Raw genomic sequence first — 12,170 nt, forward strand, 5'->3', positions numbered from 1 at the left:
AAATAATTCCACAAATATGGTGCAGGATTTCAGCTCGTATTCAAGGCGTATCAAAGGGAACATATTGAAATATGTGCCCTTTGATGCAACGCAGAAGACGAACTGAAAGACAAGCAAGATTGAGGAATTATTTATTTCTGAGCCCCTTAGCCCTGCCCACTTTCTTTTTTGACACAACCCTGCAGAAACTGTTCGATTCCAAACGAGGAGCGGATCGCAAAACGACTGGGACAATCCATGGAAGCGATTCGTAACCATTTGGCGGAAATACCAGTACTGGCATTCCCGTCAAATGCAGATTTATCCTAATGATTCTCCACATCTTTTTATCTTCCAAATTTGAAAAACCTGATCCTCGATTCCATGGTCTTTGTTTTTATCAATGTGACCTTGCGGGATTTCCAAAATGAACCGGGAATTGAGGGATCGGGATTACCTGCCATTTTATATTTTATAGGTATAGAGGATTAAATAATTTCCAATAAGATTTGAGGTTTAAGCTTGCAGATTGCAATATGTCGTGGGCGGTTGACTGGCTTGATTCGACGATGATTTTTCGTGACTATTCAACTATTTTGTGATTGAAAAATTATTCATTGGAAAATTTCAAAAATACCGTTTGAATTATTGAGCATCGGGTGTGTTATGAATGCAAGGAGACTTGACTGTTATTTCAGGCTAATAGTGATCATTAACGAATTAAAACAGCGTCCTTAAATAATGTGAAGGGCTGAGCTTAAATACCATAATTCCTCGCTCTTGTTTTTTACAAGAAAACGGCTCGATTCCGCCCTTGTTTTTTTGCCAGATACAAAGCTTTATCTGCTTTTTTTATAATTTCATCTATTAATATGTTTTTGTTTCCAAAAATCGTAAAGCCAATACTGACAGTAAAATTAATATTTGTGCCATCGTTAGTCCTCAGTTCACTTTGGGCCAATGCACCTCGTAACCTTTCGGCTGCAGAAGATGCCTGGAGAAGATCAGTTTCAGGAAGAAGTATAATAAATTCTTCTCCTCCCCATCTGGCAAAAATATCTGAATCTCTTAAAACACTATGGCACTTAGCGACGAGCAGGTTTAATATCTTGTCACCTGTCTCATGCCCAAAATTATCATTTATTTTTTTAAAATGATCAATATCAATCATAACCAGAGCCAGAGTGTAATTATATCTTTTAGACCGTTTCATTTCTTTTTCAAACAAATTAAGGAAAGATCTTCTGTTTTTTGCTCCAGTTAAGGGATCTGTTGTGGCAAGCTTTTCTAACTCCTTTTCCATGGTTTTTCTTTTTGTAATATCTTCTATAATAGCTATGGCGTTAGAGAATTTACCGGAAATATCAAGAGAGCGGGAAAAGGAAATGAAAAAGAATTGACCTTTATCATTTATAGCCGTTTCAAATGTTTTTTTCGTGTCAGTTCCTGATATGAAATTTTTGAAAGATTTATCTAACCAAGGAAATACTTCTATGAAAAATAATTTAAGTGTATCTTTCTCTCCATAGTATTGTGTGCCCGGTGCAGTATCATAATGAAGCATTCCTGATGCAGCATGATTCATATTTTCTATAGTCCCGTCCAGACCCACAATAAAAACTGGCATGGACAGACTTTCAAAAATAGTGAGATATTTATTTTTCTCATTGGTCATCACTCGATTGTTACGCTGCAATTCCTTTACGATATCTTCGTCTCCAGTAGATGCCCATTCTGTACAAAATCCTATTTCTACACGATCAAAGAATCTCTTGATGATTTGTTCATATTGGTATTTAATATCATCCTTAAATTTTGATTCACGTATTAGATCAGAATAGGACTGACGATAATATTTCATCAGTCCCAAAAACATGTCTATACTGATACCTCTTTGTCTGTGTCTTTCAGCTTCAATTCTGCCAAAATGTGATGCGGGGTCAGAAGTGTATTCTTCGTGCGGTCCCAGTTCAAGATCTTTACCTTTCACATCCAAGGCCTCAATTAAGGATTTTGACAAGCCGGTGATCGAAAGCCTCCATGCTTCTTTCAAAGTAGAGGTGTATTTTGTATAATTCCTTTGCTTTGCATAACTCAGGATTTTTTCCATAAGCCAATCTTCATGGCCTAAAACGTATTCCTTTAGTTGAGAAAACAATTTTGTCAGACCTCCCATGTAATAGGAACCGGAGTTTATACTAAGTTATTACTAAATTCTTGTTTAAAATAACAGCTTTAGCAAAAAAACAAAAGGACTCGATATGTGGGGATGTATTCTATATTCTTTTAAAAAATCGCAATTAAAAACCGTTCGATCTGTCTATGATTAGTGACCGGCGCTGATTTTGAAAAAGTCATGAATAACAGAAGCAATGTTGGGTCACGCTGGAGTTTCGAATAATTGTCCCCTGGTTGAATCTTTTGAGGTTAAAAATGTTTAAGATACCAGTACAATACAAAACCTGATACCGTCAGTTGAAAGATTAATCTTGATGTAAGGATCATTCTCCTTTAGTGATTTTAAAAAAAAGGTGTGGACTGACAGGGATAGTCCGGGGGGGATTTTTGAATCCTGAAAAGGGTTGGCTATAGACAGAAGTATGCTGTCAATTTTTTATATTATAAAGTTGACATTTTTTTTCTTTAAAACTAAGGTTTTTAGGTCTAAAAAAACTACCTAAATAGGAGATTTATTATGACGGAGTGTACTTTCTACGATTTCAAATGTATTGATGAACCTGTAAGAAATCCTATTAGTGATAGCCGCGGCATCAAAAAACCGAAATCTCGAAAATATTATTTTTGTAAACTTGTACCCCTTAGTAATAAGTATCCCGAAAAAAATGCCGGACCAGGATGTAAAGAACCGCCATGTGAAGGCAAGATTGAGGATTGTGACCAAGAGGGTTGTCGGCTTATAAACGAAAGATCGGTATGGCAATAACTCTCTTCGCTCTGCTTCTACCTGCTCCACGTCATGCTGAACTGGCAGTAAATCTATCTAGTTCAATGACCTTATTTATTGTTGGGTAGAATTAAACATTTAGTATGCCCATGTGGACCGTTTACTCACAAAAAGGTTTATCTCCAATAAGCTTTGATTTAAGTATTCTGATTTTTAAAAATCTCAATACATATTGACAATCCTCCAGGGAGATGCTTTGGATACTTATCAGTATCACTTGGAGATATGAAATGGATAATCGAATTATAGCATTTTTGGATATTTTGGGCTTTAAGAAATTAGTTGCTGACAATCAGGAAGAATTATTATTGAAGTTTATTAGCCCTCTTTATTTTGCTGAAGAATCTAATAATGATCAAAAAACACAATATCAAAAATTCGGTTTAGATGAACTCCATACGAGGGAAGTAACATTTTTTTCTGACTCAATAATTATTTCTTGTGAATTCAAAGAGATATTACACCTTATTTCACATGTTAAAGACCTTTCAGCAGCCTTTATAAAATACGGATTATTCCTTCGTGGTGGAATTACATATGGAGAATTATACCACAAAGATAGGGTGGTATTTGGTTCTGCCATGAATGAGGCTTATATGATTGAAAGTGAACATGCAATTTACCCAAGGATTATAATTTCTGATAATTTATTTAAAAAAATAGAATGTGAGATTGGCCCCATATCTGAAGCATTAAAGTCTGCGGATGGCCCCTATGAAAGACTCATGCTTAAAAATAACATTTTCAAAGATGATGATGGATTTTATTTTTTGAATCCGTTTCCAAACTCGGTGCCAATAAATGCTGCTCACAAACAATTGGGCATAAATTCTCTTAATGACTTTATTGTATTTCTAAAAGCGAAAATTGAACAAAGCATGGCTGAAAACCGCGCCGATAAAAAGATTGCCTTGAAATATTTTTGGTTAGCTTCAAATTTTAACAATTATTATTTAGACGTTAAAGGAATTAGTGCAATCGAAATATAACAATAGCTTTAAAAATGATTTATTTTGGCTAAAATTGGCGTTTTACGAGATGTGAAAGTGCATTCTCGAATGCAACTTAATACATTAAAATGCTATCAGCGTTTAAGCACCTCGGATTACACTCAATAATATTTAAAAATGAAACGAACTCAGAGCAGAATACTGGCTGTAGTCTTGGCTCCTCAGAATTCAATAATCCGTCCCCACTATCCCTGTAATAGCTCTCTATCTATAACACCTTGATATTTCACGATAAGAATACAAACACATTGTATTAAGATAAAAGCAATTTACAAAATTACGTTCATCTGATATTCCGATAGTAACTGGTTAAACTATCAAAAAAGGAATGCTATATGGATGAACACAACTTAGATGACATGCTTGAACATTGGGAAACAGCAATCAGGGATGGTAAGATCCCAGCACCATATTGTGTTGAAAGAATTGCAATTTTGGCCAGGAAAAAAAAAGATTACGCTTTGGTGGTTTCAATTTGCGAGCAATATATTTCATTGCTAAATAAAATTTATCCTAAAAATGAAAAAGTAGGTATTAAAGCAGGGTCAACGTATGCCGCGATTGAAGATCGTTTAGTCAAAGCAAAACTACTACTCGAAGGTAAAAAAATCCCATATAAGAAAAAGGCACAGATAAAAGCACCAGTTGTTGATATTAATTTAATACGGAGAGGTAAAAAGAAATGGAAAAGCCCCCTGACAAACAAATGGGTTTTAATTGAAGAAGCAGTGTTAGATTACTATAGACTAAGTGGTTGGAAAGGTTATTCTCATGAAGGTGGTTTGATTCTTAATCTTATAAAAGCAATGTCTTTTCCAGAAATAGGCATGGATCATAGATGTACTTTTATTGAGGCTCTTTATGCACAGAATGTTGCCTTTGAAAAAGATAGATTTGAAATCCCTTGGCTCCTAAAAAACATTAAATCGGCAACTAAAAATCAGGTAAAAAAGAACTTTGCGAGGATGATCTCAACGGAAGAATATGAAGTTGTATATGAAATGGGTGGCGATACTTGGACACAAACAAAAAGTGAGTCTGTTCTGCAATACTTTCCATTTTTAGAAGGTTGGATGCTTATTCAATTGTATGAAAACCTCGGTGGTGATTCGATTTATAAGATAGCTCAAATATTTGCAACAGATCCATATAAATATAGAAAAGGTTGGCCAGATTTAACAATTTGGAAAGATGGGGAAGTTAAATTTTTAGAAGTAAAAAGTCCTAATGATACAATGCGGAAAAGCCAAGAAACAATTATTAGTAAAATTATGAATCCATTAAATCTGGATTTTGCTTTTGTCAAAATTTCCTCAACGCCCAGCTATTAAAAAAAAAATAAATTTTTGTTTTTTTTCTACTGTTCACCATCAAGCAGGCTTTTGCAGCGATTGGTTATACTTTTTTTCTTTCAAATGAAATGTATACCTATAGTGCTCACATAAATTGAAACAGTTTCGCTCAGATGTCACTCAATGCCAAAGACAGTCTTGAAAAACTCAAGACCAGTACTGATACGATTATTTCAGAAATATGCCCCCAATGAAGGTATAGACAAGATTACAGTTCTTTTCAATTTTAAAGTGACACAAATTAGACACAAATAGTGAAGACTTTGCCTATGTTTTTTCCCACCAAATGCTAAATATAGAAGCCAGGACTATTATTAAAAGTCTGGGGGGTTGAAGCTGTAACCAAGGCCCACGTCTTTCGATTGGTGGGACTTCCATCAATCAAACAGATAATCAACCTGATAATAAAAAAATGACGGATTGATTGCAATTGAGACTAATTATCTTCAAGATTCGTTGAATATCATTCTTATTAAAGAATATCAAATATAGTTTCAGGTGTTTTAGTGGAAGGGATGGATAGGGGTAAAATTCATTTCTGCCCATCTCGGCGGCCCTTGTTTTGCAAAATTTCGTTCTTTTAATTGGTTGACATCTATAATGGATCTCACGGTAATCATGACCCATGATAAGATCTTTTAAGAAGATAAAAACAAATAGGAACCGGCTTGTAATATTTGACCAGGGTCCAGATATATATAAAAATGCAGTGTTCTAAAAAAATGTTTTAAACTTGCATATGTTTGAGCAATAAAGTTCTTTTTTGGGGAGAAATAAATATGATATTAGAACCCAAAAAGGTGAGTTTTATCTCTCCGGTTGATTTTTTTATACGACTTGGATCAACATTGAAACTGCCGACATTTTATTCAACATACAGGGCCGTTGATTCTGTTTTACGGGAAAAGATTTTGCTTACCGTTTCAATAATGAACGACTGCTCTGGATGAATTGGCGCACATACTGCCGTGGGCAGGAAAAAAGGAAATAATGCGTGCAGTCTGAATTAATATTTTAGTTTTTCAATAAGAACCTCTATGGGGACGCTTGCAAATTTCGGGTTCCAGAAAGCCTTGGACTACTGCCTTTGGAGAGGTATAAAAAAACAGACGGTGGATTTGGGTTGAATCTGATGTTTCTTTTTGCCCACTCATGTGTTATGTCAGAATTTGATTTTTTTTACGCATGGGGTTTATTTTTATATGAAAAAACAGCAGGACAACAGCCCCTTGCACGGGGTAACCCTGGAGCAGATCGTGGAAAGCCTGGTTGATCGTTATGGTTGGGATGCTTTGGGTCAGCTGATTAATATCCGTTGCTTTAACAGTGACCCTTCGGTGAAATCGAGCCTTAAATTTCTTCGAAAAACCCCCTGGGCCAGGAGCAAAGTCGAACAATTGTTTCTGGCAACCAAGAACAGTCCCTGGAAAAATGTTCTTTAGGGAGGGGGCTTAAGCTGTAACGGATGAATAGAACAAACCGTCTGCTATATATGGTGGCCGCTTTGGTTGGCTTGGTGTGGCTGTTTTTTTTCCCCCATTTCAGACAAGCGTTTCTCAAACAGTTCTACTTTATGCCCTTTCTGGGTGTGGTTGCCGCAACCGTTGCCAACACCACCCCCGCCGCCGCTGGGATCGTCTATTTTCCCGTCTTGACAAGGCTTTCCATTGATCCTGCAACGGCCGTTCAGTTCAGTCTCATCATCCAGGCCTATGGCATGGGACTTGGCTCCTTTAAATGGTTTTTGTTCAACAAAAAACTTTTCATGGTAAAACTTCTTCCCCTCTGTTTTTTGGGTGGCACCATTGGTATTGTTATCGGAATTGTTTTTGTTCCCATTGACACGCCTGAAATATTGACCCTGATTTTTAATTCCATCGGTTTTATCTTTACCCAGATCATTTTCTTTTCAATCCTTCTCAAACGCACCTATCCCAATTTTACGATAGATCTAAACCGCTCTAATGTTATCGTCCTCTTTGTCTTTTCCCTTGTTGGGGGCATTATCTCCGGTTGGATCGGGTTTGGCATAGACACGATATTTTATTTTCTTTTAACCTTTTGGTACCGGATCAACCCTGCCATGGCAATTGTGACAAGTATTTCCCTCATGGCGGCCCTGTCCGTTGTGGGGACGGTTCTAAATCTTGTCTTTAATTCAGTGCCCCTTGCGCTATGGTATTCGGCAGTGCCCGGGGTGACCCTGGCCGGCCTTTTCCTTGCTTCATACTTTGCCGTTCGCCTGGGTGCCAGAAATATTCTTGTACTCTTTGCCTTTCTTTTGACGGTTGATTTCTTGATGGCCTTCTGGACCCAGAACACCGTCCCCATGAGCCATACCTTCAGAATGATCTTAACCTATCTTATTGTTGGATATCTGCTGGTTATCCATGTGAAAATATTCAAGCAGAGCTATAAGGATGTAAATAAAGAGCTTGGCGAATTTCAGCCCAATGACATCCGGTAATTGTCAGGGCAAGAGAGATGTTTGCGCGTTTTATTCAATATGCGGATCAGGTCCTGTGTCTTGCCAAACATCAGGGCCGTAACTGGATTGTTCTCCTGTGGCGGGTCCGGTTGATTCATTTCGGCAACTTTTAGGTTCTATATGACACCTTCTCCAAAACATTACAAACTCAGGTGTTTCAAACTTCGTTGCGACCAGGGGCGATACCTTGCTTCATTGCAGGTTGGGTTGACGAAACAGCCCTTACCCTGTAAAGTATCTTCTGCTTTACCGGGATGGGAGACCCATGGAGATTGATCAATGAAAAAAGGTTGCCAGGATGATTGAGTCAAGGATTCTTGTGGTTGATGACGAGCCTGCCATTGCAAGCGGCTGTAAGATGATACTCTCAGAGCAGGGGTACAGAGTGGAGATCGAAATCTCGGGCCGTGAAGGGCTTAAAAAACTCTTGAGTTCCCCCTTTGATCTTGTGCTCCTGGATATTCAGTTTCCCCATATCAACGGTATTGATATCCTCAAAGAAGTGAAAAAACAACGCCCGGATCTTGCCGTGATCATTATGACGGGCAATGGAACGGTAAACAATGCGGTTGATGCCATGAAGAGCGGGGCATTTGATTTTATTACCAAGCCTTTTAGTGAGGAACAGCTTGTATGCAGCGTTACCAAGGCCCTTGAAAGCATCAAGCTTGTAAAAGAAAATAATTCGTTAAAAAAACAGCTCTATGATAAATTTGATTTCAGTAACATTATTGGGGAAACCTCTGAAATTAAAAAAATATTTGAAAAAATTGAACGGGTCTCTCCCATGGACAGTACGGTACTCCTGGATGGGGAGAGCGGCACGGGAAAAGAGTTGTTTGCCAAAGCGATTCATGTGAGAAGCACCCGGGCATCTTGCAGGTTTCTGGCCGTTGATTGCAGTACCTTTTCATCCACAGTTATGGAAAGTGAGCTTTTTGGACATGTCAAGGGTGCCTTTACCGGTGCCGAAACTGCCCATGAAGGCATTTTTGGCGCTGCCTGCGATGGCACCCTTTTCCTGGATGAGGTTGGCAATCTTGATCTGGATATCCAGGGGAAATTGCTGCGGGTCCTTGAGACAGGAGAGTATAAACCCGTTGGCTCAAACCAGATCAAAAAGAGCCAGGCCCGTGTTGTTGCGGCAACCAACAAAAATCTTGTTCAAATGATCAAAGAAGGAACCTTTCGGGAGGATCTTTTTTACCGTTTGAACGTATTTCCCATCAAGATCCCCCCCCTGAGGGAGCGGCGGGATGATGTTCCTAAAATTGCCTACCATTTTCTGCGGTTGTTCTGCCGTAAGGCCCATAAAAAAATCCATGGTTTTTCCGATGATGCATTGAGTGCCCTTGTCAATTTTGACTGGCCTGGTAATGTGAGGCAGTTAAAAAATGTGGTTGAACGGCTTGTGATTATGTGTGACAAGGAACAGCTTGATCATCGGGAACTCATGGACAACCTTGAAATTAAACCGGTCGCCCTGGTACGGGACATCCCCCTGACCCTTGAAGAGCTGAAGCGGGCCAGAAAAGATTTTCTTGAAGACAGTTTTCGGCCGGTTGAACGGTTATTTCTTCTTCGTGCCCTGGATGATGCAAAAGGTAATATCACCCAGGCCGCAAAAGCCGTTGGTATGCAGCGCTCAAATTTTTCTGCCATGATGAAAAAAAATGATATTCACGCTTGATTTTTCCCTGAATAAGCATATAACCAGTGGTGTATTTTTTTTTATTCAGCCCGAGCGTCCCTGTTGGGGGGCTGAATCTTAAATCTTTTAATAAAGACCGTATGCATTTTTATACGATTTTCAATAAACTGACCGGGTTCGTGGGTGCTTGTTCAGAGTGATTTGAAATTTTAAGGTGCTGATTTTTAATGAGGATTTGATTTTTTTTGTACGTATTACGTTTTTTTTTCTTTTGTTGGTATGCTCCATGCTTAGAGAACCTTTAGTAACAACAGGAAACCCGATTATGGAAATTATATAAAAAAAGGAGTTACGCATGGGTGCATTAAAGGAAAAGACCAAGACTGAATCAACGAAAGCAGCTCACATCCTTATTATGGAGGATGACCTCAATGTTGCAAGGGGGCTGAAGATGGTTCTTGATGAACAAGGATATGATGTGGATCTAAGGGATACCGGATACGGTGCCCTGGACGCCATCGGCCAGTATGAGTACGATCTGCTCATGGCTGATCTGAGACTGCCGGATATTGACGGTATGCAGGTTATTAAGCAGGTAAGACAGTCAAATCCTGAAACAGGTGTCATTGTAATGACCGGGTATGCAACAAGTGCTCTTGCTGTGGATGCCTTAAAATTGGGTGCCAGCGATTTTATTGCAAAGCCCTTTACTGAGGATCAGATCAAAGCTTCCATTGACGAGGCTCTTTTAGCACATTTTAAAAATATGGAAACTGCAAAGGTCGGCTCCCAGTCTTCCCTGGACGCAATTTCCATCCAAAAACGCGAGGTGCTCAAGGTTCTGAATCGAACCAGTGAAGACAGGCGTTTTTCAAACAACCTCATGAAAAAAGGCGGAGATGCCCTGTGGGAGTATACCCTTTCGAACGAGGCAAAGGCAGCCATTGGTTCGGGAGATCTTGGGTGGATCAACAAACATGTGGGTGAGTTGACCCAGAAACAGCTCATGTACGTGTATAAGCGCCTTGAGTTGGAGGTGTGGTAGTCTTTTAGTCTCGTCGTCCAAAGGCCGTATCATAACCTGTGGGGAGAATTAATGACAGATCTACAAAAATTCAAGACTTTTTATCAGCTTTTCAGAGATGTCAGCAGGGTTGTTCATGCTAAGAGCGATATTGATGAGGTGCTTGACCTTGTGGTTTCAAGGATTGTCCAGGGAATTGGTGCAAGTGGCGGGGCTCTTTGCGTCATGGACAATTCCCTGGGCAGTCTTCGTGTGCGCTCCTCCTATGGTGTTTCCGAAAGCTATCTTGCCCTGGCGCCTTTGGCCGGTAAGGATCTATTGGCCTGGCCTGAACCCGACGATGGGATCCACATCATTGATGATATCTTTAATGCCCCAAGGGTGAAATTTCCCAAGGAGGCCTGGGATGAGGGAGTTCGCATGATGGTGGATGTGCCCCTCAAGGTCCAGGACCAGATTTTTGGGTTTACCCGGATATATTTTTCAGAAAAACGTGAATTTTCAGAGGATGAGCTGGATTTTGCCTGGGCCGTCAATGAACAGACTTCCTGTGCCATCAACCACGATGAGGAGATCAAATCCCACATTCTCCAGTATAACCAGCTTGCCAGCAAGGCCGATCGCATGTCTTCCCTTGGCCGTATGGCCGCAGGCATTGCCCATGAGATCAACAACCCCCTGACCGGGATTCTGCTCTATAGTTCAAATTTGTCGAAAAAGGCGGACCCGGGCCCCTTTAAGGAGGGACTTGAGATTATCATGCACGAGACCCAGCGGTGCAAGAAGATCATCCAGGGATTGCTGGATTTTTCAAGGGAGAAAAAACCCCAGAAGATTCAGGCCAACATAAACAAGGTGATCGAAAAATCCCTTGCCCTGATGGACAATGAACTTTTTATCCGGCGGATCAAGGTGGTGCGCGATTTTGATTATGATATCAAAAGCTTTTCCCTTGATCCAGACCAGCTTGAACAGGTGCTGGTCAATCTTTTGTTCAATGCCGTCCACGCCGTAGAGGAAAAGGGCCTCATTACCATTCGTTCAAAAAACAGTGAGGATGGAAAATCCATTGTTGTGGAGGTAGAAGACAACGGGTGCGGGATTCATAAGGACAATTTAAAGAAAATTTTTGAGCCGTTCTATACCACCCGGTCCAGTGGAACAGGTTTGGGGCTTTCTGTCAGTTATGGAATCATAAGAAATCATCAGGGCAGGATTAAGATTCTAAGTGAGCCTGGCGTTGGCACCTTGATCACATTAAACCTACCTGTTTTGGAGGAGGAGAACCATCTTAGATGAAAAAGGCAATGGAATGTTTCAACGTAAAATTCTGATTATAGATGATGAAGATGTGATCTGCAAGGCATGCAAAATGGTTTTAAATGAACAGGAATTTTCATGCGATCATTGTTTGTCCGGTGTTGAGGGGCTTGAACGGGTGATGAACGGGTCCTATGACATGCTTCTTTTGGACATGAAGCTCAAGGATATGGACGGCATGGAGATCCTGGAGCGGGTAAAGAAGGAGAAACCTGACCTTTATGTGATTGTTATTACGGGCTATTCGACCCTCGCCAATACGGTAAAGGCGATGAAACTTGGAGCCAATGATTATCTTTCAAAGCCTTTTGCTGACCATGAACTCATCAAAGCAGTAAAAGATTTGTTAAACAATGATTTGTTAAACAAAGACCAATAAAA

Annotated in this window: 10 protein-coding genes; 9 read left to right on the forward strand and 1 reads right to left on the reverse strand. The window is 39.7% G+C overall.

The window, feature by feature from the left end:
* Nucleotides 1-766: 766 nt before the first annotated feature.
* On the reverse strand, nucleotides 767-2,155 hold the full coding sequence (locus HRM2_RS05815; protein ID WP_148214569.1) for a sensor domain-containing diguanylate cyclase: 1,389 nt from the start codon (nucleotides 2,153-2,155) through the stop codon (nucleotides 767-769).
* 1,019 nt (nucleotides 2,156-3,174) lie between these two features.
* Here HRM2_RS05815 and HRM2_RS05820 point away from each other — a divergent pair.
* The 9 genes from HRM2_RS05820 to HRM2_RS05855 all read left to right on the forward strand — a co-directional run bounded on the left by HRM2_RS05820 (nucleotide 3,175) and on the right by HRM2_RS05855 (nucleotide 12,168).
* On the forward strand, nucleotides 3,175-3,933 hold the full coding sequence (locus HRM2_RS05820) for a hypothetical protein (protein ID WP_015903077.1): 759 nt from the start codon (nucleotides 3,175-3,177) through the stop codon (nucleotides 3,931-3,933).
* Nucleotides 3,934-4,289: 356 nt separating this feature from the next.
* On the forward strand, nucleotides 4,290-5,285 hold the full coding sequence (locus HRM2_RS24980; RefSeq protein ID WP_015903078.1) for a VRR-NUC domain-containing protein: 996 nt from the start codon (nucleotides 4,290-4,292) through the stop codon (nucleotides 5,283-5,285).
* A gap of 800 nt (nucleotides 5,286-6,085) precedes the next feature.
* Nucleotides 6,086-6,256: a hypothetical protein gene (locus HRM2_RS26960; protein WP_015903079.1), complete on the forward strand. Its 171-nt coding sequence runs from the start codon at nucleotides 6,086-6,088 to the stop codon at nucleotides 6,254-6,256.
* A 252-nt stretch (nucleotides 6,257-6,508) separates the two neighbouring features.
* The gene (locus HRM2_RS05830) at nucleotides 6,509-6,748 is read left to right on the forward strand and encodes a VF530 family protein (protein WP_015903080.1); all 240 of its coding nucleotides are present in this window, start codon (nucleotides 6,509-6,511) and stop codon (nucleotides 6,746-6,748) included.
* 23 nt (nucleotides 6,749-6,771) lie between these two features.
* Complete coding sequence (locus tag HRM2_RS05835) at nucleotides 6,772-7,773, forward strand: sulfite exporter TauE/SafE family protein (RefSeq protein WP_015903081.1); 1,002 nt, start codon at nucleotides 6,772-6,774, stop codon at nucleotides 7,771-7,773.
* Between the two features lie 319 nt (nucleotides 7,774-8,092).
* The gene (locus HRM2_RS05840) at nucleotides 8,093-9,484 is read left to right on the forward strand and encodes a sigma-54-dependent transcriptional regulator (RefSeq protein WP_015903082.1); all 1,392 of its coding nucleotides are present in this window, start codon (nucleotides 8,093-8,095) and stop codon (nucleotides 9,482-9,484) included.
* Nucleotides 9,485-9,800: 316 nt separating this feature from the next.
* On the forward strand, nucleotides 9,801-10,490 hold the full coding sequence (locus tag HRM2_RS05845) for a response regulator (protein WP_015903083.1): 690 nt from the start codon (nucleotides 9,801-9,803) through the stop codon (nucleotides 10,488-10,490).
* Between the two features lie 51 nt (nucleotides 10,491-10,541).
* Complete coding sequence (locus tag HRM2_RS05850; RefSeq protein ID WP_015903084.1) at nucleotides 10,542-11,768, forward strand: ATP-binding protein; 1,227 nt, start codon at nucleotides 10,542-10,544, stop codon at nucleotides 11,766-11,768.
* Between the two features lie 13 nt (nucleotides 11,769-11,781).
* Nucleotides 11,782-12,168, forward strand: a complete 387-nt coding sequence (locus HRM2_RS05855) for a response regulator (RefSeq protein WP_015903085.1) — start codon at nucleotides 11,782-11,784, stop codon at nucleotides 12,166-12,168.
* The last annotated feature ends 2 nt before the right edge of the window (nucleotides 12,169-12,170 follow it).

This window comes from Desulforapulum autotrophicum HRM2 (genome assembly GCF_000020365.1).
Classification (GTDB): domain Bacteria; phylum Desulfobacterota; class Desulfobacteria; order Desulfobacterales; family Desulfobacteraceae; genus Desulforapulum; species Desulforapulum autotrophicum.

What these genes read in the sequence shown, in the direction of transcription:
- HRM2_RS05820 (WP_015903077.1), top strand. Translation starts at nt 3,175, where the DNA reads ATGGATAATCGAATTATAGCATTTTTGGATATTTTGGGCTTTAAGAAA.
- HRM2_RS05815 (WP_148214569.1), bottom strand. Translation starts at nt 2,155, where the DNA reads ATGGGAGGTCTGACAAAATTGTTTTCTCAACTAAAGGAATACGTTTTA.
- HRM2_RS05835 (WP_015903081.1), top strand. Translation starts at nt 6,772, where the DNA reads ATGAATAGAACAAACCGTCTGCTATATATGGTGGCCGCTTTGGTTGGC.
- HRM2_RS05850 (WP_015903084.1), top strand. Translation starts at nt 10,542, where the DNA reads ATGACAGATCTACAAAAATTCAAGACTTTTTATCAGCTTTTCAGAGAT.
- HRM2_RS05840 (WP_015903082.1), top strand. Translation starts at nt 8,093, where the DNA reads ATGATTGAGTCAAGGATTCTTGTGGTTGATGACGAGCCTGCCATTGCA.
- HRM2_RS26960 (WP_015903079.1), top strand. Translation starts at nt 6,086, where the DNA reads ATGATATTAGAACCCAAAAAGGTGAGTTTTATCTCTCCGGTTGATTTT.
- HRM2_RS05830 (WP_015903080.1), top strand. Translation starts at nt 6,509, where the DNA reads ATGAAAAAACAGCAGGACAACAGCCCCTTGCACGGGGTAACCCTGGAG.
- HRM2_RS05855 (WP_015903085.1), top strand. Translation starts at nt 11,782, where the DNA reads ATGTTTCAACGTAAAATTCTGATTATAGATGATGAAGATGTGATCTGC.
- HRM2_RS24980 (WP_015903078.1), top strand. Translation starts at nt 4,290, where the DNA reads ATGGATGAACACAACTTAGATGACATGCTTGAACATTGGGAAACAGCA.
- HRM2_RS05845 (WP_015903083.1), top strand. Translation starts at nt 9,801, where the DNA reads ATGGGTGCATTAAAGGAAAAGACCAAGACTGAATCAACGAAAGCAGCT.